General features: G+C 72.0%; 9 protein-coding genes. 6 read left to right on the forward strand and 3 right to left on the reverse strand.

Going from position 1 to position 22,197, the window contains the following annotated elements:
* Positions 1-54: 54 nt before the first annotated feature.
* Together BLA60_RS29750 and BLA60_RS29755 are read left to right on the forward strand one after the other, a co-directional pair.
* On the forward strand, positions 55-6,579 hold the full coding sequence (locus tag BLA60_RS29750) for a type I polyketide synthase (protein ID WP_211288894.1): 6,525 nt from the start codon (positions 55-57) through the stop codon (positions 6,577-6,579).
* A gap of 22 nt (positions 6,580-6,601) precedes the next feature.
* The gene (locus tag BLA60_RS29755) at positions 6,602-9,244 is read left to right on the forward strand and encodes an AAA family ATPase (protein ID WP_075136349.1); all 2,643 of its coding nucleotides are present in this window, start codon (positions 6,602-6,604) and stop codon (positions 9,242-9,244) included.
* 7 nt (positions 9,245-9,251) lie between these two features.
* Here BLA60_RS29755 and BLA60_RS29760 read toward each other — a convergent pair whose 3' ends face one another.
* The 3 genes from BLA60_RS29760 to BLA60_RS29770 are packed head-to-tail and all read right to left on the reverse strand — an operon-like array spanning position 9,252 to position 11,688.
* The gene (locus BLA60_RS29760) at positions 9,252-10,004 is read right to left on the reverse strand and encodes a thioesterase II family protein (RefSeq protein ID WP_075136350.1); all 753 of its coding nucleotides are present in this window, start codon (positions 10,002-10,004) and stop codon (positions 9,252-9,254) included.
* 33 nt (positions 10,005-10,037) lie between these two features.
* Entirely contained in the window at positions 10,038-10,754 is a 717-nt protein-coding gene (locus tag BLA60_RS29765) for an ABC transporter permease (protein ID WP_075136351.1), read from the reverse strand.
* 1 nt (position 10,755) lies between these two features.
* Positions 10,756-11,688 carry an ABC transporter ATP-binding protein gene (locus BLA60_RS29770; protein WP_075136352.1) on the reverse strand — a complete coding sequence of 311 codons (933 nt, stop codon included), beginning with the start codon at positions 11,686-11,688 and terminating at the stop codon, positions 10,756-10,758.
* A 556-nt stretch (positions 11,689-12,244) separates the two neighbouring features.
* Here BLA60_RS29770 and BLA60_RS29775 point away from each other — a divergent pair.
* The 4 genes from BLA60_RS29775 to BLA60_RS29790 all read left to right on the forward strand — a co-directional run bounded on the left by BLA60_RS29775 (position 12,245) and on the right by BLA60_RS29790 (position 22,190).
* The gene (locus BLA60_RS29775) at positions 12,245-15,067 is read left to right on the forward strand and encodes a LuxR family transcriptional regulator (RefSeq protein ID WP_075136353.1); all 2,823 of its coding nucleotides are present in this window, start codon (positions 12,245-12,247) and stop codon (positions 15,065-15,067) included.
* A gap of 5 nt (positions 15,068-15,072) precedes the next feature.
* Positions 15,073-17,892 carry an ATP-binding protein gene (locus BLA60_RS29780; RefSeq protein ID WP_162293028.1) on the forward strand — a complete coding sequence of 940 codons (2,820 nt, stop codon included), beginning with the start codon at positions 15,073-15,075 and terminating at the stop codon, positions 17,890-17,892.
* A gap of 248 nt (positions 17,893-18,140) precedes the next feature.
* The gene (locus BLA60_RS29785; protein WP_162293029.1) at positions 18,141-21,089 is read left to right on the forward strand and encodes a LuxR family transcriptional regulator; all 2,949 of its coding nucleotides are present in this window, start codon (positions 18,141-18,143) and stop codon (positions 21,087-21,089) included.
* 474 nt (positions 21,090-21,563) lie between these two features.
* On the forward strand, positions 21,564-22,190 hold the full coding sequence (locus BLA60_RS29790) for a helix-turn-helix transcriptional regulator (RefSeq protein ID WP_075136356.1): 627 nt from the start codon (positions 21,564-21,566) through the stop codon (positions 22,188-22,190).
* Positions 22,191-22,197: the final 7 nt, after the last annotated feature.

Genomic DNA, 22,197 nt, shown 5'->3' on the forward strand with positions numbered 1-22,197 from the left:
TTCCGCCTCGACTGGACTCCCGTTGAACTCGCCACCGAACCAGTCCCGTACGCGGTGATCGGTGACGACACCCTGGGCCTGGGCGGTACCACCTACCCCGATCTCGCCGCTGTGGGCGACGAGCAGGTCGTGGTCACGTGTGTGACCGGTGGCGCCGATGTGGTCGAGTCGGCGCATCGGCTCACGGCTCGGGTGCTGGGGCTTGTCCAGGACTGGCTGGCGAGCGAGCGGTTCGTCAACGCCCGGTTGGTGTTCGTGACCGCTGGCGCGGTGGCCGGTGTCGACGTGTCCGCTGCGGCGGTGTGGGGTTTGGTCCGGGCGGCGCAGTCGGAGCACCCCGATCGGTTTGGGTTGGTCGACCTGAGCGACGGCTGGACTCCGAGCCTGGCGGCCCGCGCGTTCACGACCGACGAACCGCAGCTCGTCGTCGGCGCCGAGGCCAGTGCCGCTCGCCTGGCCCGTGCCACCGGCGGCACGGTCACCTGGGATCCGGGAACGGTTGTCGTCACCGGTGGAACCGGTGGTCTTGGTGCGTTGGTGACTCGTCACCTTGTCGAGGAGCATGGCGTCAGCGATGTGTTGTTGTTGTCGCGTCGTGGTGTTCTTCCTTCGGAACTGTCCGACCTTGGCCGTGTGCGGTCGGTGGCGTGTGATGTGTCGGACCGGGCGGCGCTCGCGGCGGTGCTCGACGGCGAGACCGTGACCGGGGTGATCCACGCGGCGGGTGTGCTGGACGACGGTGTCGTGGAGGCGCTCACCCCTGAGCGGCTTGGCACGGTGTTGGCGCCGAAGGCTGATGCCGCGTGGTATCTGCACGAGTTGACGCCTGAGGCGACGAACTTCGTCCTGTTCTCCTCGGCTGCCGGTACGTTCGGTAACGCTGGTCAGGCGAACTACGCGGCGGCCAACGCGTTCCTCGACGCACTGGCCGAACACCGCAATGCCCTCGGCCTGCCGGCGGTGTCGCTGGCCTGGGGACCGTGGGACACCGAGGGCATGGCCGAACGTCTCACGCGGTCCGGTACGCCGCCCCTGTCCCCGGCGCTGGGCCTGCGGTTGCTCGACACCGCCACCGACGCCCCGACCTTCGTCACCACCCGGCTCGACCTCGCCGCCATCCGCCGGCACGGGCACGTGCCGCCACTGCTCCGTGGCCTCGTCCGCACCACCACGCGACGTCGCACCGTCACCGGCACCGGCGTCGCGTTGCGCAACCGGCTCGCGGGCCTGCGCGACACCGAACGCCGTACGGCGCTGCTGGACCTGGTCCGCACCGAGGCCGCCGCCGTGCTCGGGCTCCCGGGCGGCGACCGCGTCCAACCGGACCAACCGTTCCGCGACCTCGGGTTCGACTCGCTCATCGCGGTCGAGTTCCGCAACCGGCTCGGCACCGTCACCGGCCTGCGGCTTCCGGCCACCCTGGTGTTCGACCACCCCACCGGCGACCTGCTCGTCACCCACCTGCTCGACGAGCTGTTCGACACCACCGGCAACGTCACCGACACCGTCACCTCGGCCGTGGACGGCGACCCGATCGTCGTGGTCGGCATGGCCTGCCGCTACCCGGGCGGGATCACCACACCGGAACAGTTGTGGGAGTTCGTCACCGGCGGCGGCGACGCGATCACCCCTGTGCCCGGCAACCGCGCCTGGGACACCGACGCCCTCCTCGGCCCCGACGCACCTGAACTGGCCGGCGGATTCCTGGCCGACGCGGGCCTGTTCGATCCCGGGTTCTTCGGGATGAGCCCGCGTGAGGCGCTGGCCACCGACGCCCAGCAGCGGTTGCTGCTGGAGGTGTCGTGGGAGGCGCTGGAACGGGCGGGTGTCGACCCGGTCTCGTTGCGTGGCAGCAGGACCGGTGTGTTCGCGGGCGTGATGTACAACGACTACGGGATGCTGTTACAGGGTGAGGAGTTCACGGGCTTCCGTAGCAACGGATCCTCGCCGAGCGTGGTGTCCGGTCGGGTCGCGTACACGTTCGGTTTCGAGGGTCCGGCGATGACCGTGGACACCGCGTGTTCGTCGTCGTTGGTGGCGATGCACCTGGCCGCGCAGGCGCTGCGGTCGGGGGAGTGCACGCTCGCGCTCGCCGGTGGCGTGACGGTCATGTCGACGCCGACGTCCTTCGTCGAGTTCGCCCGGCAGGGTGGCCTCGCACCCGATGGGCGGTGCAAGGCGTTCGGGGACTCCGCCGACGGTGTCGGCTGGTCCGAAGGTGTCGGCATCGTCGTGCTGGCACGTCAGTCGGACGCGGAGCGTCTGGGCTACCCGGTGTTGGCGGTGGTGAAGGGTTCGGCGGTGAATTCGGATGGTGCGTCGAACGGGTTGACGGCGCCGAATGGTCCGTCGCAGCAGCGGGTGATCCGTCAGGCGTTGGCCAACGCTGGTCTGTCGGCTCGGGACGTCGACGTGGTGGAGGCGCACGGCACCGGAACCACGCTCGGTGATCCGATCGAGGCGCAGGCGTTGTTGGCGACTTATGGCCAGGATCGGGAGTCGCCGCTGTTGTTGGGTTCGGTGAAGTCGAACCTGGGTCACACGCAGGCGGCGGCCGGTGTGGCGGGCATCGTGAAGGTGATCATGGCGATGCGGCATGGTGTCGTGCCGCCGACGCTGCACGCCGACACTCCGTCGTCGCACGTTGACTGGTCGGCGGGGGCGATCGAGCTGGCGACCTCCGCGACCGACTGGCCCGCCATGGACCGAGCACGGCGGGTCGCCGTGTCGTCGTTCGGCCTGAGCGGCACCAACGCGCACATCATCCTGGAAGCCCCGAGCACCCCGGCTCCGGCGCTGGCCCCCGTGGCCGATTCGTCGGTCCCGCTGGCGGTCTCGGCCAAGTCCGCAGCCGTACTCGACGACCAGCTGGCCTTTCTGTCCGAAGTGGACGCCGCACCACTGGACATCGGGTTCTCGTTGGCGCGACGCTCTCTGTTCACTCACCGCGCCGTGCTGCTGGATGGTGTGGAGATCGCCCGTGGTGCCGCGCGGCCAGGCCGGCTGGGTTTCGTGTTCGCCGGTCAGGGTGCCCAGCGGCTGGGCATGGGTCGAGAACTGTATGACCGTTTCCCGGTGTTCGCGGCAGCGTTCGACGAGGTAGTGGATCGTTTCCCGGGCCTGCGGGAGGTCATGTGGGGCGATGCCGGGGCGCTGACTCGCACGGGTTGGGCGCAGCCCGCGTTGTTCGCATTGGAGGTGGCCCTCTTCCGGTTGGTGGAGTGGTTGGGTGTCCGGCCGGATGTGCTGGTGGGTCATTCGATCGGTGAGATCGCCGCCGCGTATGTGGCTGGAGTGTTCTCGCTCGAAGACGCGTGCTCGCTGGTGGGGGCTCGTGCTCGGTTGATGGAGGCGTTGCCTGAGGGTGGGGTGATGGTCGCGGTCCGTACGGCGGACGTGACGTTGACCGAGGGTGTGTCGGTCGCAGCGATCAACGGTCCGGACAATGTTGTCTTGGCTGGTGTCGAGGCTGAGGTCATGGCGGCGGTGGGTGACCGTGACTACAAGCGTCTCGAGGTGTCGCACGCGTTCCATTCACCGTTGATGGATCCGATGCTGGATGACTTCCGCGAGGCGATCGCCGGGATCTCGTTCCACGAGCCGGTGATTCCGTTGGTGAAGGACGTGTCGAACCTGGAGTACTGGGTGCGGCACGTCCGGGAGACTGTGCGGTTCGCCGACGATGTCGCTGCGGCGGAGGCGGACACGTTCCTGGAGATCGGTCCGGACGGGACGCTCTCGGCGTTGATTGACGGGATTCCCTCGCTGCGCAAGGACCGCGACGAGAAGACGGCGTTCTTCACCGCCGTCGCGCGACTGCACGTCACCGGTTCCACGGTGGACTGGACTCCGTTGTTGGCCGGCGGTCGACTCGTCGAGCTGCCCACCTACGCCTTCCACCACGAATGGTTCTGGCCCCACCGTTCCCACCAGAACGGCGAACCGACCGACGGTCACCCGCTGCTCGGCGCCGTGGTCGCGCTCGCCGACAGCGACGAGTACCTGAGCACGGCCAGAATCTCCCTCGGCTCCCACCCGTGGCTGGCCGACCACGTCATCGGCGGCCAGGTCCTCGTCCCCGGCGCCGCGCTGCTCGAACTCGCCATCCGTGCGGGCGACGACGCCGGGTGCGGCCGCGTCGAGCGCCTCACCCTCGCCGAGCCACTCACCGTCCCCGACCGCGGCGGCGTGCACGTCCAGGTCCGCGTTGGCGCCCCCGACCCCACGGGGTCCCGCGCCGTCACCATCCACAGCCGCCCCGGTGACGCGGGGGACCTGCCCTGGACCGCCAACGCCACAGGCCTGCTGTCCCCGACCGCCGGCACCGCACGCCCCGCCGAACGACCGGCCGACGCACAGCCAGTCCCCATCGACGGCTGCTACGACGGGCTCGCCGACGCCGGATTCGCCTACGGACCGCACTTCCAGGCCCTGCGCGCCGCCTGGCGCCACGGCGGCGACGTGTACGCCGAGGTCGCCCTCGCCGACACGGTCACCGACGCCGCCCGGTTCGGTCTGCACCCGGCCCTGCTCGACGCGGGCCTGCACGCCGTCATGGTCACCGGCGAGCAGGGCGGCCAGGCCGAACTGCCCTTCGAATGGCAGGGCGTCACCCTGCACGCCACCGGCGCGACCGCCGCACACCTGCGGCTCACCCGCCACGACAACGGCCTCGCGATCGACGTCACCGACGAGACCGGCGCGCCCGTGCTGACCGTGGACACACTCTCCGTCCGTCCGGTCGACCTGGCTCGCCCACCCGCCGACCCCCGCCGCGAGGCACTGTTCGGTCTCGAATGGACCCCCGTCGGCACCCCGGCCGATCCCGCGACCGTCCCCTTCGTCGGGCCCGATCCCTTCGGTGGCAACGGCACGCTCGCCGACATCGACGCGGTCGCCGACGAACCGGTCGTCGCGGTGTTCCTCAGCGGTGTTCCGGACGTCATCCCCGCCGCGCACCGCGTCGCCGCCCGCGCGCTCCACCTCGCGCAACGCTGGCTCGCCGCCGACCGACCGGGCAGGCTCGTGTTCGTCACCCGCGGAGTCGTCGACGGCGAGGACGTCGCGGCGGCGACCGTGTGGGGGCTCGTCCGCTCCGCGCAGTCCGAGCACCCCGGCCGGTTCGGGCTCCTCGACCTCGGCCTCGGCGCCACCCCCGAACTGGTCGCGCGCGCCCTGGCCACCGACGAACCGCAGCTGTCGGTCACCGCGTCCGGCGCCACCGCACCACGCCTGGCCAGGCTCACCGGCGAGCACGACCCGTCGACCTGGGACCCCGACGGCACCGTGATGATCACCGGCGGCACCGGCGGGCTCGGTGCTCTGGTGGCCACCCACCTCGCGCGCGGCCACGGCGTGCGGCACCTGCTGCTGCTGTCCCGCCGTGGCCCGGCCGCGGCCGGTGACCTCGTCGAGGACATCGCCGACCTCGGCGCCACCGCGACCGTCGTCGCGTGCGACGTCACCGACCGGGCCGCCCTGGAGAAGGTGCTCGCCGACATCCCGGCAGCCCACCCGCTCACCGCGGTCGTGCACACGGCGGGCGTGCTCGACGACGGGGTGCTCGGCGCGCTGTCCCCCGAGCGGATGGACACCGTGCTCGCACCGAAACTGGACGCCGCCTGGCACCTGCACGAGCTGACCGCGGGACACGACCTCACCGCGTTCGTCGTGTTCTCCTCCGCCGCCGGCACGTTCGGCGGACCAGGCCAGGGCAACTACGCCGCCGCCAACGCCGCCCTCGACGCGCTCATGACGCACCGGTCGACCACCGGCCTCCCAGGGGTCTCCCTCGCGTGGGGTCCCTGGGACCAGGCCGCCGGCATGACCGGCGGTCTCACCGAAGCCGAGGCCCGCCGCCTCGCCGCCTCGGGCCTGCCGCCCATCACCCCCGCCGACGGACTCGCCCTGTTCGACGCGGCCCTGTCCACCGGCGCGGTCAACGCGCTGCCCGTCCAGCTCGACCTCGCCGCCTTCCGCGGGCGGGGAACCGTGCCGCCGCTGCTGCGCGGTCTCGTCCGCACCCCGACCCGCCGGGCGAGCGCGGGCGGCACCCCCGACCCGGCGGCGCTGGCCGCGAAGCTCGCCGGGCTCGACCAGTCCGGACGCACCGAGCTCCTGCTCGACCTCGTGCGAACCGAGGTCGCCTCCGTGCTCGGCCACACCGACACCGCCGAGATCGAACCGGACCGCCAGTTCCGGGACCTCGGGTTCGACTCGCTCACCGCCGTCGAACTGCGCAACCGGCTCGGCGCCGTCACCGGGTTGCGCCTGCCGGCGACCATGGTGTTCGACCACCCCACCCCCGAGGAACTGGTGGCCCGGCTCGGTACGGAGCTGGGCGGCGACACCGAACCCGGTGCCGCGCTGCTCGCCACCCTGGCCGCGCTGGAGAAGGCGTTCGGCGCGGTCGAGGCCGACGCGTCGCTGCACCAGCACGTGGCCGGACGGCTGGAGGTGCTTCGCGCGCGCTGGGCGGCCGGCCGTGACGGCGGCGAACCGGCGGAGGGGCCCGACCTCGACAACGTGTCCGACGACGAGATGTTCGCGTTCCTCGACGGCGAGCTGGACCCGTCGTGAGCCGGTAGACGGGCACAGGGCCATGGAACCGGTCGAACGCGACGGTCAGCTCGCGGTGTTCCGCGAGTTCCTCGCCGACGCCGTCGCGGGCCGGGGCCGGATCCTGCTCGTGTCCGGCGCCGTCGGGTCCGGCAAGACCGAGTTCCTGACCCGGTGCGCCGAGCTGTCGCACGACGCGGGTGCCCGCGTCCTCACCGCGACCGCGGGCTGGGCCGAGCGGGAACTGGACATGGCCCTGATGGAACAGCTGTTCCACAGCACGGAGCTGCCAGCGCCGATGGCCGCCAGAGCGTGGGAGCTCGCGCTCGCCGAGGTGCCCGGATCCCGCGCCGGGGCCACCATCCGGCAGTCGGACGCGCGGCTCATCCAGGAGACGTGCGCGGTCCTGCTGACCGCGGCCAGGGACCGGCCGCTGGTGCTCGTCCTCGACGACCTGCAGTTCGCCGACCCGGCGTCCCTGGCCACCCTGCTGTACCTGCAACGGCGCATCCGGTCCGTGCGGCTGTTGCTGCTGCTCGCCGAGGTCGCCAACCACCGCCCGGAACACCCGGTACTGCACGACGAGATCGGCCGGGCGCCCGGATTCCGGCACCTGCGCCTCGACCCGCTCAGCAGGGCCGGCGTCGCCGAACTGCTCGCTCGCGGGCTGGGGCCACTCGCCGGCGCGCGGCTGGCCGAGTCCTGCCACGCCCTCAGCGGTGGCAACCCACTGCTCGTGCACGGCCTGGCCGAGGACCACCTCACCGCCCGCGCGTCACCCAACGCCGAGCTGGTGCCCGGCGCCGCCTACGGGCGTGCCGTGCTGCGCTGCGTGCGCCGTGGAGACGGGCAGGCGTCGCGCCTGGCCCAGGGACTGGCCGTGCTCGACGAACTCGCCACCCCCGACCGGCTCGCCCGACTGCTCGGCCTCACCGCCGAGGACGTCAGCTCGGCACTGTGGTCGATGACCGACGCCGGCCTGCTCACCGACGGCCGGTTCCGCCACCCGGCGGCGGGCGCCGCCGTGGTGGGAGACCTGCCCCAGCAACCACTGTCCGCGCTGCGTGCCGCCGCGGCCAGGCTGCTGCACGCCGACGGTGCGGGCGCCGCCGAGGTGGCCAGGTTCCTCACCGGCACGCCCACCGCCACGGAAGGCACCGACCAGGCATGGGCGTTCCCGGTGCTGCGCGCGGCCGCGCTCGAGGCGCTGGCGCGCAACGACCCGCGCCACGCGGTCGAGTGCCTCGAACTGGCCGGCGCGGGACGCGCCGACGACCGGGACAGCGCCGCGGTCACCGCCCAGCTCGTCGCCGTGCAGCGGCTCGTCGAGCCCGCTGGCGCGGCCCGGCACCTCCCCGCGCTGCGCCACGCGTTCGACGCCGGCCTGCTCGACGACGCCGAGGCGGGCGTGCTGCTGCGAGCCCTGGTGTGGCAGGGAAACACCGACGAGGCGGCTACCGTCCTCGCTGGGCTTCCGGTCGGGCCGAGCCAGGCCACCCGCGACTGGCTGTCCTACGCCGCACCCGCACTGCTGTCCGACACCCACGGCCCGGGCGCCCTCGCGGCGGTGGTCGGCGACGAGCCGGACGCCGAGGCCATCGGCGTCGCGGAACGGGTGCTGCAGAGCTGCCGGATCGGTGAGACTCCGCTCGAGGACGTCCTGTCCTCGGTGCTGGCGCTCAACCACGCCGACCGAGGCGACCGCGCCGGGTACTGGTGCGACGAGCTGCTGGCCGAGGCGGTGGCGACCGGCGCGACCACGGTCTGGCAGGCGGTGCTGTCCGACGCCGCCGCGAGCGTGGCGCTGTGGCGGGGCGACTTCCCGGCGACCAGGCGGCTCGCCCGCGCGGCACTGGACCTGATGCCGCCCGCGAGCTGGGGCGTGGCGATCGGGTCACCGCTGGCGCACCTGCTGACCGCCACCACCCGCCTTGGCCGGTTCGACGAGGCGGAACGACTGGCGCGCGAGGGCCTGTCGCCGCCGGTGCTGCGGACCACGTTCGGGCTGCGGTTCCTCACTGCCCGGGGCGAGCTGCACCTGAGCGCCGGACGGTTGCGGGCAGCGCTCGGCGACTTCCTCGCCGTCGGCGAGCGCGCCGCGAAGTGGGACGTCGACCTGCCGGTGCTCCTGCCGTGGCGGCAACAGGCCGCACGGGTGTACGCGCGGCTGGACCGGCGGGCCGAAGCAGCCGAACTGGTGGCCGAACAGCTCCGCCTGCCCGGCGGCAGGCGAACCAGGGGAGTGCCGCTGCGGGTGCTCGCCTCGGTGGCCGAGCCGTCGGCGCGGCTGCCGCTGCTGACCGAGGCCGTGGACCTGATGCGTGAGCGGGGGGAGTGGTACGAGCTGGCGCTCGCGTTCGCCGACCTGAGCCGTACCTACCAGACGCTGGGCAGACCGGACCAGGCCACGGTCGCGGCCCGCCGCGCACGGCAGCTGGCGCAGCGGTGCTCGGTGCCCGACCCGGGTGAGGACGCGGCCCGGCCCGACGAGTCCTCGGTGCTGAGCGCGGCCGAGCGCAGAGTAGCGAACCTGGCCGCGCTCGGCCACACCAACCGGGAGATCAGCCGGATGCTGCACGTCACGGTCAGCACCGTCGAACAGCACCTGACCCGCACCTACCGCAAGCTGAACATCAACCGCCGCGCCGACCTTCCGCTCGTCACCGCACCCGGCGCGGTGCCATGACACCTCATCAGGCGACCGCGTCGACCCTGGCGGTGATCAGGTCGAGGATCAGCGGCTGGTGGTCCTGCAGGAAGAAGTGCCCGCCTGGCAGGACCTTCAGGTCGAACGGGCCGCTGGTGTGCGCTGCCCAGTCACGGGCCTCCTCGACGGTGACCTTCGGGTCGTCGTCGCCGACCAGCGCCGTGACCGGGCAGCGCAGCGTCTCACCGGGGGAGTGGCGGTAGGTCTCCGCCGCCCGGTAGTCGGCCCGCAACGCGGGCAGGATCATCGCCACCATGTCGGGGTCACCCAGCAGCGAGCCGTCGGTGCCCGACAGCCGCCGCAACTCCGCGAGCAGGCCCTCGTCCGTGCGCTCGTGCACCCGTTCGTCCCGCTCGGCGGTCGGTCCTCGGCGGCCGGAGGCGAACAGTCCGTGCACCTGCGTGCCCGCCGCCTGCAGCCGTCGCGCGGTCTCGAACGCGACCGACGCGCCGAGACTGTGGCCGAACAGCACCAACGGAAGATCGGTCCACTCGGCCAGCGCCTCCACGGTCCCGTCAGCCAGCGCCGTCACCGAGTCGAGGCACGGCTCGGCTCTGCGGTCCTGCCTTCCCGGGTACTGCAGGCAGATGACCTCGATCGACGGCGCCAGCGCGCGCGAGACCGGGAAGAAGTAGCTCGCCGATCCGCCCGCGTGCGGGAAGCAGACCAGGCGGGCGCGTGGGTGCGGCGCCGGGTGGAACCGCCGCACCCACGCGGCGTCGTCCAGGGTGGTCGTCATCGTCGCGGAAACTCCCTCACTTCCGACGATCCCTCATTCCCAACGGAAGATCTTCGCGGTGATCGGACCGAAGATCACGACGATCGCCGCCATGGTCAGCAGGTGCCACGGGTTGGCGCCGTCCCCGGTCCACGAGTCCTGCAACGCCTGCACGCTCGGTGGGAAGTAGCCGCCGAAGGTCACGACGAAGTCCGGCAGGAACGCCCTCGGCGCGTACACGCCGGCGAAGAACAGCGTCGGGATGAAGATCACGAAACTCGCGGCTGTCGCCGAACGGCCGTTGGGCACGACCGCGGCCAGCAGCAGACCGAGGGTCATCAGCGCGGACAGGCCGAGCAGGAACGAGAGGATGAAGTCGAGCGGATGCGCGGGCAGGGGGACACCGATGAACAGCGTGCCGACCAGCATCAGCAGCACCAGCGCGGACACCGCGGCGGCGAGCTGGGTGAGCAGCTGCGCGGTGATGAGCATGGCCGGTGAGACCGGCGTGGTGGACAGTCGCTTCAGCACGCCCTTCTCGCGGTAGTTGGCGATGTAGGAGGGCATCGACTGCAGCGCGAGCACCGCCACGATGATCACGACCATCGACGGGGTGAAGTAGTCGATGAACCGCAGACCGCCCCATAACGGATCCGGGACGTTCATTCCGTCGATGTTGCCGAAGATGATCAGCAACGCGGTGGGCAGTCCGACTGCGACCCCCGTGTTGATCGGTTCCCGCAGGAACTGCTTGACCTCGACGAAGGTCATGCTACGAAGCGCTTTCAACGTGCTCCCCCAACGTGATCTGGCGGCCGGTGAGTGCGACGAACGCGTCTTCGAGACTTGCCTGCTCCACGCGTAGGTCGCCGGCGACGATGTCCTGGCTGGCGAGCCGTGCGCTGACCGACTGCAGCAGGTTGCCCCTGCCGGTGACGACCAGTTGTGGGCCTTGCCTGCTGACATCGGTGACGTCGTCGAGGTCGGTGAGGATCCGGTCGTCGAACTCCTTGGACGGTCGGAACCGCAGGCGCTGGGAGTCGCTCACCTTCTCGACCAGGCCGGCCGGGGTGTCGAGCGCGATCAGCTTGCCCCGGTCGATGAGGGCGAGCCGGTCGCAGAGGCGTTCCGCCTCCTCCATGAAGTGGGTGACGAGCACGATCGTCACGCCTCTGGCGCGGACCTCCTCGACCATCTGCCAGGTGTTGCGGCGGGCGGCGGGGTCAAGGCCGGTGGTCAGCTCGTCGAGGATGGCGACCTTGGGTTGCCCGATCAGCGCCAGCGCGATCGACAGCCGTTGCTGCTGGCCGCCGGACAGCTTCGCGAACGGCGTCTTGCGCTTGTCCGCGAGGCCGAGCTGATGCAGCAGCCTGTCGCCGTCGGCGGGGTGGGGGTAGAAGGAGGCGAACATCGTCATCGCCTCGTGGACCCGCATCTTCTCAGGCAGTTCGCTGTGCTGCAGCTGCATGCCGAGGTGCTTGCGCAGGGCACGGACGTCCTTCTGCGGGTCGAGGCCGAGCACGTTGATCCGCCCGCCGCTCGGTTTGCGCAGCCCGGCCACGCACTCGACAGTCGTCGTCTTGCCCGCGCCGTTGGGGCCGAGAATGCCGAAGATCTCACCTTCCTCGACCGACAGCGTGACGCCGTCGACCACGTCGATGTCGCCGTACCTCTTCCTGAGGTCGGTCACTTCGATAACTGCCATGTGGGACTCCCCGATGCTGTGACTGTTACTGAGTACCGCCGCCACAGTGATGTTTTCCCCAGTGGTGGAGGAGGAGGCTGGGGTGGGTCCCCGAGCCGACGTAAAAGTGATATCAGAATAATAGCCATATGACGGCGGCTGAGGCAACTACCGTGAGTGAGCGAGTGGAGGGCCTTGGTAAAGGCAAAGTCAAGTGCGCGCAAGATGGCGACGATCCGACGAAACGGGTCGGTGTGCTGTCGCGGAGTGGTCACACGATACCCGTTCGTGGTCGGGAGTCTTGCCAAGTGACCGTCGCCGTGACCCCGATGTGGTTAACTCCGTCCGCATCGGAGGTGGTCAGGCGTCGATTTTTCCGAGGTTGATGACTCGTCGTCATCGGCATGGTCGGTTGCGTGCCGCGAGCGGCACGGCCGTCCGCGCACGGCCTCGTCCGATTCCTACCGTTTACCAGGCTTTGAGCAACGCGGGAGCGCGCATGAATCCGAGCGGCGGTGGTGTGGCGACAGTAGCGCCCGGCTGCCCCGATCGGACCAATCATACGGCTGATCAGGTGATGCCTACCGGTCGGCTGCCGGAGCGCCTCACGGTGCTGGACGCGGCGACACGTGCGGAAGCCGACGCGGTCTTGCGCACCGTCCACGACGGCGGCTCCCGAGCGCTGGTCGTGTCCGGTGCCCCCGGCACCGGGCGCACCACCATGCTCGCCGTGGTCGAGCACACCGCCCGGCAACTCGGCATGACCGTGGCGCACGCCCGCGCCATGCCCGGCGAATGGGGCATCGGTCTCGGCGTCGCGAGCAGGTTGTTCGACGCGCTGCCCGGCCAGGCTCCCCCCGGCTGGCTGCCCGACCACTGGCACGAGCCGCCGGGGCTCGACCGGCTGGCGAAGCTGTGTTCCGCGTTCGCCGCCGCCGCCCGGCGCAACCCGCTGGCCCTGCTCGTCGACGACGTTCGATTCGCCGACCCGGCATCGGACACGCTGCTGCGCATGGTGCTGCGCAGGGTGCGTCACGCGCCGCTGGCACTGGTCGTGACCACCTCCGGCGCGTGGCCGTCCGTGCCGCCCGGCCTGCCGGACAACGATGACATCCCACCGGCCGAGGACATGACGCTCCGCCTCGGGCCGCTGTCCGACGACCAGGTGCGCGAGGCATGCAGGCGCATCTGCGGCCGAGCCTCGGACGACGAGTTCACCTCCGGCGCGCTCGCGGCGTCCGGTGGGAACCCCCGCGTCCTCACCGGCGCGCTCACCGACTTCTCCCATGTCGGGCACCCGGTCGGCAGGCCAGGTCCCGCGTTCACCAGCCTGGTCACCGAGCACCGCCGCCGCCAGGTCGTCGCCGTGCTCGACTCGCTGTCGCGGGCCGCGGTCGAGGTGCTCCGGGTGCTCGCGGTCGCCGACGGCGACCTCGACTACGCCCCGCTGCGTGCGATGGCGGGCTCCGGAGACCTGCCAGGCGACGTGCTCACGGAACTGCGTGCCAGCGGCCTGGTGACCGGGTCCCGGCCCGTGCGCCCGGCCGATCCCGTCGTCCGCGAACGGGCGTTGGCCGGCATGCCCGTACCCGCCCGCCGTGTGCTGCACGCCGCTGTCGCCGCACTCGCCCACCGGAGCGCCGCGCCGGACCGCGTCGTGTCCCGGATCCTGCTCGGCACCCACCACCCGCCCGGCGCGTGGTCGGTCGGCGCGCTGCGTCGTGCCGCCGCGACCGCGCTGGACGCGGGCGACACCGAGGACGCCGCCGCGCTCGTCGAGTGCGCGCTCGGTGGTCACCTCACCGTCGACCAGCGTGCCGAGCTGCTGCTCGAGCGCGGCGCCGCGCTCGTCGCGGACCAGCCGGTGGCCTCGGACCGCGCGCTCGCACTCGTGGTGGCCGCGCCAGGTGACCATCCGGAGACCCGGATGCGCAGGCTCCGCGCGGTCGACCTGCTGATCACCAGGGGCGCCGCCACCGTGGCGCGGCGCGCGATCACCACCCGGCTGGCCGTGCTCGGCCAGGACGACTCCGCCGGGGCGATGGCCGAACGGCACTCGCTCGTCGCGCTGCACACCCTGGCCCGCGGCATGATGCACCCGCCGGTCGCCGAGACCCCCCTGCCCGTCCGAGGGCCCGAGTACAGCGACGACCCGGTGGCCGCCGGCGTCAACTCCCGCCTGCTCGCGGTCAGGGGCACCGACCGCGGCCGCGCCACCATGCTCGCGGCCAGGGCACTCGTGCCGGCCTTCGACGAGCAACCCCTCGGCCTGCCTCGGCTCGCCGCGGCCACCGCGCTGCTGCTCGCCGACGAGTTCGACGCCACCGACGTCGGGCTCAACACGCTGCTCGGCGACGCCCGGCGACGCGGGGCACGCGCGACCGCCGCCTGCGCCAGGCTCGGCCTCGGTATCCAGGCGGTGCACCAGGGACTGCTCGACGACGCGGAGGAACACCTCACCGAGGCACACGCCGAGCTGCCCCGGTCGTCGTGGCATCCGCTGATGCGTCCGGTCGTGGCCGCGCACCGGGTGGTGGTCGAGGTGCGCCGGGGTGACCTCGACGCCGCGGCGCGGATCCTGGCCGACGAGGGTGGCGCCGCGGCCGCGCCCGCCGACGGTCTGATCCGCGACGCGGAGCGCGGGTTCGCCCACGCCTACCTGCTCTTCGCCCGCGGCGCGTTCTCGCTGGCCGCCGACGACCCGGCCGAGGCGGAACGCGACCTGCGTGAGTGCGGCCGGCGGCTCGTCGCCCGGCGCTGGCACAACCCGCTGCTGATCCCGTGGCGGGCGTTGCTCGCCGCCGCGATGCACGCCAACGGCGGTGAGGAGGCCGAGATCCGCGAACTCGTGGCCGACGAACGGCGGATGGCGGCCGCGTGGGGCTCCCCGTGCGCGATCGGGTCGGCCGACCTCACGGCCGGAGTCATGCTCGGCGTGCTCGGTGACCCGGCCGCCCCCGGCCTGCTCGCCGACGCCGAACGGGTCCTGCGCGCGACCCCGATGCGCCTGCGGCACGCGGAGGCGCTCGCCGCGCTCGGCCGATCCCTGCTCGACGACGGCGTGGCCGAGGCCGGCGTCGAGCTGCTGACCGAGGCCTGCGGAATCGCCGAGGAGACCGGCGCCGCCCCGCTGCGCGTGCGGGTCGAGCGGGACCTGCGTGCCACCGCCGAACCCTCGGCTCGCCGTGCCGCCGCGTCCGGCGTGCTCGCGAACCTGACCGCGGCCGAGAGCCGGGTCGTCGAGTACGCCGTGGCCGGCCTGTCCAACCCGGAGATCGCCAGCGCGCTGTCGGTCAGCCGCCGCACGGTCGAGCTGCACCTGTCGCGGGCGTACCGCAAGCTCGGGGTGTCCCGACGCGCGGAGCTGCCGGGCTTCGCCGTCGCCGGGACGACACGGTGAACGCCGTGCTCGCCGATCGCGAGATCGAGCTGACCCTGCTCGACGACCTCGTGCGCACCGCCGACAACGGGGGCGGTGCGCTCGTCGTGGTCAGCGGACCCATCGGGGTCGGCAAGACCGCGTTGCTCGGCGCGGTGGCCGCACGGGCGGAAGCCGGCACCGCGGTGCTCGGCGCCACCGGCTCCACACTGGAACGGTTGTTCCCCCTCGGTGTCGTCCGCCAGCTGTGCGAGCCGGTGCTCGCCGAACTCGACGAGGACGCGCGCGCCAGGGTCGACGCCGGCCTCACCGAGTTCGCCAAACCGTTGTTCAGCGCCGAGAACTGCCTCGGCGTGCCGATCGACACCCGCGATCCGGCCATGCAGCAGGTGATGCACGGCGTGCGTCACGTGCTGACCGTGCACGGCGAGGCGCGTCCGGTGCTGCTGCTCGTCGACGACGTGCAGTGGGCCGACGCCGAGTCGTTGCGCTGCCTCGGTTATCTGGCCAACCGGCTCACCGGCACCGGCGTGGTGATGGTGGTGACCGTCCGCGAAGGCAGCCCGGACGGCGACAACCAGGGGGTGCGCGCGCTGCTCTCGTGCGCGAGCAGGCTCCTGCGCCTGGGGCCGCTGTCGGCCACCGGGGTGCGCGCGATCGTCCGCCAGCGGTTCGGCGAGTCGGGCTCGGACGGGTTCGTCCAGGCGTGCGGCGAGGTGTCGCGCGGCAACCCGATGGTGCTGCGGGCCGTACTCGACGAACTGGTCGCCGAGCAGGGGGAACCGGTCGACTCGGCCGTCGACTGGGTGCACGCGTGCCGGCCCGCGCTGTTGCGGGACCGGATGGCCGCACGGCTGCGGGCCCAGCCGGAGCCGGCCATGGTCCTGCTGCGCGCACTGTCCTGCCTGGGCCAGGCGGCCGACCAGGACACGCTCTCGCGACTCACCGGCCTCGACGCCCTCGGCTACGCCGAGATCGTGCGATCCCTTACCGCGCAAGGTTTCCTGCTGCCCAAGGCGATGCCGGTGTTCGCCCACCCGGTTGTCCGCGAGGCGGTCGACCGGCTCACCTCGCCCGCACAGGCCGAACGACTGCACGTCAACGCGGCCTCGCTGCTGCACTCCGCGGGCAGGCCGGCGGAGGAGGTCGCCGCGCACCTGCTCGCGGTGCCATCGCCGCAGGCGATGTGGGCGGTCGACGTGCTGCGGGAAGCGGCGGAGTCGGCCGCGCGTCGCGGCGACGTCGAGGCGGCCGCCCGCCACCTGCGGCGTGCGTTGCTCGACACCGCGCCGGAGAGCGTCGACCGGGCCGACCTGTTGCTGGAGTTGGCGGCGGTGGAGCGGGTGGTCGACGCGCCCGCGGCCACCCGCCACGTGCTCGAGGCGGTGTCGCTGTCGGTCGGCGCCGCTGGCCAGGCCGCGGCCTTCGCGAGGCTCGCCCCCGCCTCGTTCGCCATGAGCCCACCGACGGTGCTGAGCGCGCTGCGCCGGGTGGCCGACCAACTCGGCGCGCCATCGGAGTTGACCGGGTCGGAGCGGGAACTGGCTCTGCGGCTGGAAGCCAGGGCCATGATGGGCGACTGTTCCGGCGGCCCCCGGATCGAGGCCGCCGTGCGGCGGTTGCGCGAGGGCGACCACGACCGTCTGCTGGAGACCCAGGGCGGCCGTGAGCTCCTCGCGGTCTCGTTGGAGCTCACGGCCGTCGCGGGCGCGATGTCGGCCAACGAGGTCGCCCGGCGCTGCCAGCAGGTCATGGATCGGGAGCCGGCGACGGCGGGGCAGCACGGCACCGGGCCGCTGCTGGTGTGCGCGCTGTCGCTGGCCGACAGGGCCGAGCAGGCAGGAACGTGGCTCGAGGACGCGTTGGCCAGCGCCGTGCGCCAACACGACCGGGTCGCGCAGGCGGTGGTCGAGGCCTGCCGCACCCTGGTGTTGGCCGGTATGGGTCGCGGAGAGGAACTGTCGGTGGCCGCCACGGGCCTGGCCGCGGTGGACGGCTGGTTCGACGCGGTCTCGGCCGCCGGCATGCTGCGTGTGCTCACCTCCCTGGAGCTGACGGTGGGTCCCGGTTCGTTCGCCGTGAACCCGTTGGCGGCGCGGACCCTCGAACTGAGCGGGCACCGCACCGATCACCCGGCGATCTCGGCGATGCTGCGGATGGTGGCCGCGTCCCGGGTGCGCGGCGAGAACGACCGGCACGCGGTCGAACTGTTGCTGGACGCCGGTCGGCAGCTGGACCGCGCGGGCTGGCGCAACCCCGCGCTCGTGCCGTGGCGCAGCTGCGCGGCACGGGAACTGCACCGGTTCGGCGACACCGACGACGCGGTGGAGCTGGCCGAGGCGGAGTACGAGCTCGCCGTGGCGTGGGGGAGCCCCGCCGCCATCGGCCACGCGCTCGTCGTGCGGGGCGCGTTGACCCCCGGCGAGGAGGGGATCCGCCTGCTGCGTACGGCGGTGGACGTGACCCAGGATTCGGAGAACACGTTGATCCGGGCCACCGCGCACCTCTCGCTCGGCGGAAGGCTGGCGGCCGACGGGGACGCCGAGGCCGAGCAGCACCTGCGCCGCGGTCGTGACCTCACCGACCGGACGACGGCGAGACGTCTGGTCGAACAGCCGGTGAACGGGTCCGGTGGTTCGGCCGGCCAGGTGGAACCGGGGCGGCCACTCACCGTCACCGAGGAACGCGTGATGGCGATGGTCGTGGACGGGCTGACCAACCAGGCCATCGCCGACGAGCTCGGGGTGACCAGGCGCGCGGTGGAGAAGCATCTCACCAACGTGTACGCGAAGTTCGACGTCACGGGGCGTGCGGAGTTGAAGGGCGCGTTCGTGGTCAGCTCCTGAATGCCGCGCCCCGTTTCGGTGGATCTCCGGACAACGGTGGGGAAACGATTACTCCGCGATGACGGTGCGTGCCGGCGGCGTGGCGCGTCCTGGTGTGGCGAATGGACGCTGATCGTCCGGGTGGGATCGGGTTCGGCGTCAGCGATCCGACGACGGACCACCCATGTTAGTTTTCGTCGATCACGGACGATCAGCAACGAGTGGCCAGGGCGGAGGTCGCTGTGTTCGCGGAATCAATGGCGGAGGCCGTGGCGGACACGTCCGCCACCCGCCTGGTACGGGAGCGCGTCGAGGAGGCGGTCGCGTCCCGTGGCCGCGCCCTGATCCTGGTCCGTGGCGGCCTGGGCACCGGCAAGAGCACGGTGCTGAACTCGGCGTTGTCCACCCTGCGCGAGGACGGCGAGGGCGCGCCGACCGTCGTGCGGGTGCGGTGCGTCGAGGACTCGGCCAAGCAGCCGTTCTGGCTCGCCCGCGCCGTCGTCAAGGCGCTCGGCCTCACCGGGCCCGGCGCCCAGAACTCGCCGCTGCTCGACAGCGGGGGCAACACCATCCGGCCGGCGCTGTGGGCGGTCGCCGACCGCACCGGACGCCGGTTCAGTCGCGTGGGGCGAGGAACACAGGGCGACGCCAACTCGGAGCCGGTCACCGCGCGCATGCCGACCACCGAGTACACGGTCCTGTCCGGGCTGTCCAAACTGGCGGGCAACGTCATGGCGACCGGTCCGTTCGTGCTCGCCATCGACGACCTGCAGTGGTGCGACGAGCAGTCGCTGAGGTTGCTCGACTATCTCCTGCGCCGGGCCAGGAACGAGCCGCTCATCGTGCTCGCCACCGTCCGCACCCCCGCGCCGGAGGCCGTGCTCGGGGTCGCGGGCGACCACCTCGGCGCGGACTACGGCACGATGGTCGCCCTCGGCCCGGTCGACCTCGACGGCATCCGTGCCATGGTCGCGATCGGCACCGGGTCCGAACCAGGGCCCGAGTTCGTCGAGGTGTGCAGGCTCATCACCGGTGGTCACCGCAGCTCGCTCGGCCACCTGGTGGCCGCCGTGGTCGAGGCGGGACTCACCCCGGACGACGAGGCCGTCGGCAAGCTGCACCACGTCGCCATGGGCGTGATCGAGGAGTTCGTGGCGACGAGCTTCGCCGGCCAGCCGCAGCACGTCCACCACGTCGTGCGCGCGGTGGCCGTGCTCGCGAGCACCGACATCGACCTGGTCTGCGCCCTGTCCGGGGTGCCGGTGCGCGGTGTACGGGAGAGCCTGGAGTTCCTGCGAGACCACCACTTCCTCGACGAGAACGGCAGCGACTTCCGGCACGAGCTCGTCCGCGCCGCACTGCTGCGGGCGGCACCGGACGACGAGGTCAGCTGGATGCGGGACCGGGCCGCGCGCCTGCTCAACGACGCGGGCGTGCCCGCCGAGGTCGTCGCGAGCCAACTGCTGCCCCTCGGTGTCGCGCCGGAACCGTGGATGCAGAACGTGCTGCGCGAGGCGGCACGGGACGCCAGCAGCCGAGGCGCGCCCAAGGTGGCGTTGCGGCACCTGAGTCCGCTGATCAACCAGAGCCCCGGCGACGTCGGGCTGCGCGAGCAGGTCGCGGGCATCCTCGTCAAGTTCAACCCCAAGGAGGCCGTCGACCACCTGCGGGCGGCGCTCGATCTCACCACCGACTTCCGGGCCCGCGCCGAACTCGCCATCGAGTTCGGCCACTGCCTGGTCGCCGTCCAGGACGCCGCCGCCGGCGTCGACCTGCTGCTGTCGGCCACCGACGAGCTGTACGAGGCCATCGCGGGCGAGGCCGACGCGCCCGCCGCCGAAGCATCGGAGCCCCTCGCCGGGGCGCCGGCCGCCTACGACAGCGAGCTGTGCAAGCGGCTGGAGGCGACCGTGATGTTCGTCGGTGCGAACCACCGGTCCACATTGGCCACGGTGCGCGAGCGGCTGGCCACCGTGCCGGAACCGGGGGAGGACACCCCCGCCGACCGCTACCTGATGTCGATGTTCGCGCTCGAACGGACCATCGCGGGCAGCGAGCCGGAACGGGCCGTCGCCTTCGCCCGTGCCGCGCTGCCCCTTGAACCAGAGGTCTACGACACCCCGGCCACGATGGCCGCGTCGTTCGTGTTCACCCTCGCCGACCAGTGCCCGCAGGCGCTCGCCGCGCTGGACGTGGTCGTCGCCAGCAACACGGCCGACGGCGCGTTGTGGTCGCTGTGCCGGTTGCTCGGCCAGCGCGCACAGGTCCGTCTCAGCGCCGGTGACCTCGCGGGCGCGGTCGCCGACGCCCGGTTGTCGATCGAGCTCGCCCAGGGGGAGAACTGGCCGGTCACCTCGATGGTGCCATCGTTGCTGGTGCTCGCGCAGGCGTTGATCCCACTGGGTGAACTCGACGAGGCGCGGACGGTGCTGGAGTCGGTCACCGGACCCGAGCTGGCGGACTCGCCGTTCGAGCTGCACAGCCGCACGCTCGTCGAGGCGAAGGTGCTGGCCGCGACCGGCGACCGGGGCGCGGCCGTCAAGCGGCTGCAGCAGTGCGGACGCGGCCTCGAACAGGACGGCGTCACCAACCCCCTTTTCCTGCCGTGGTGGGCGGAAGCCACGCTGCTGCTCGCCGAGCGCGGCCGCGCGCAGGTCGCGATGCCGCTGGTCGAGTGCGGCGAGGACCTGGTCTCACGCTGGGACGTGCCACGGGCGCGTGCCCTGTCGCGGACCGCCCGGGCCATGGTGTGCGACGGCACCGAGCGGATCGACCTGCTCAGCGACGCGGCCGCGGCCATGGAGTCCTCCGCCGCGCTGCTCGACCGGCAGCGTGTCGCGTACCTGCTCGGCCGCGAGCTGCTGCGGCGCGAGGACCTGAAGCCCGCCCGGGAGCATCTGCGCACGGCCGCCGAACTCGCCACCCTGTGTGGCGCGACCGCCGCCGCGGTCGAGTCCCGCGCCCTGCTGGTGTCCGCCGGCGGCCGGATGCGTCAGGTCACCGGCGCCCGCACCGACGTACTGACGCGTAGCGAGTTGCGGGTCAGCGAGCTGGCGGTCGGCGGCGCCTCGAACCGGGAGATCGCCGAGGAGCTGTTCGTGACCTCCCGCACCGTCGAGGTGCACCTGACGAACGTCTACCGCAAGCTGGGCCTCGCCGGCCGCGCCGACCTGCCTGCCGCGATGCGCAAGCTCGGGGGTCCGTCTCCCCGCGACTGAGAGTACTTGTGCTCCGTCGCGGTGTGTTGACACGTGCGTTCCAGAGCACAGAGGTGCATAGTTGTTGGTGGAACCATGCCCCTGTCGTCCCTTTCGGACCGAAGCACTGGTTCCGTACCCCGGGTTCGGAGGTTCGGTACGGTACGGTCCCATAATCTGGGGGTTTCCTTGGTACGGACCCCGGCGGGCCGGGGCACCCGCACCGAACACGGGGGGTTCGGGACCGAACCTGCCAGCCGGGCACCCCAGGGTTTGCCGCGACCGTCCCGGTTTCGTTGACACGCTTCCGCGCCACTTCCTAGAGTCTCGCTCACAGCAACAGATGTCGTGGGGAACACATTTTTTGAATGTGGTCGGCTCGGTTGTTGAGGTTGGTTTCCCTAAAGGGCGGTAAAGGGGTCGATCTAGTTGTACGTGGATTCAGTTGTTGCCGACTTGTCTGGCGGGTCCGGGGCTGTTCGGTCACATGAGTACGTGGACGCGTACCGGTCACTGTTCGACCGGTCCGGTATCTGCATGGCGAGCCTGAACGCCGACCTACGGGTGCAGGAGGCCAACGAGCCCTTCCTCTCCGAGCTGGCCGGGTCGGGCCAGTCACTGAAGGGCAGGGAGCTGTTCGACTTCCTCCAGCTGCGCACGCAGTCCGACCTGCGTCGCCAGCTGATGCGGCTCGCCGCGGGCTGGACGGAGCGCGTGGTGGAGCGGGTGAACGCCGTCCGCTTCGGTGAGCAGGCGAATCCCGCGCAGCTGACCGCGGTGTCCACCAAGGCGGAGAGCCACTCCGACCTGCGCGTGGTCGTCATGCTCCAACTGGAGGAGGAAGCGGACGCCGGTGCCGGTCCGGCGGTCCGCGCCGGGTCGCGGACGCAGCTGACAGAGCTCGACGCCCGCATCCTCAAGGGCGTCGCGATGGGCATGTCGACGGTCAACCTCGCCTCCAAGCTCTTCCTGAGCCGCCAGGGCGTCGAGTACCACGTCGGCACCATGCTCAAGAAATTCAAGGCAGGCAATCGCCCGGCGCTGGTTTCCCGGGCATACTCGCTCGGTATCCTCGACGCCAGCTGCTGGCCACCCAGGGTTGCCCCCGAGTTCATCAAGTAACCCCGCT

Origin of the sequence: Actinophytocola xinjiangensis, from assembly GCF_001921215.1 — a bacterium.
Taxonomy (GTDB): domain Bacteria; phylum Actinomycetota; class Actinomycetes; order Mycobacteriales; family Pseudonocardiaceae; genus Actinophytocola; species Actinophytocola xinjiangensis.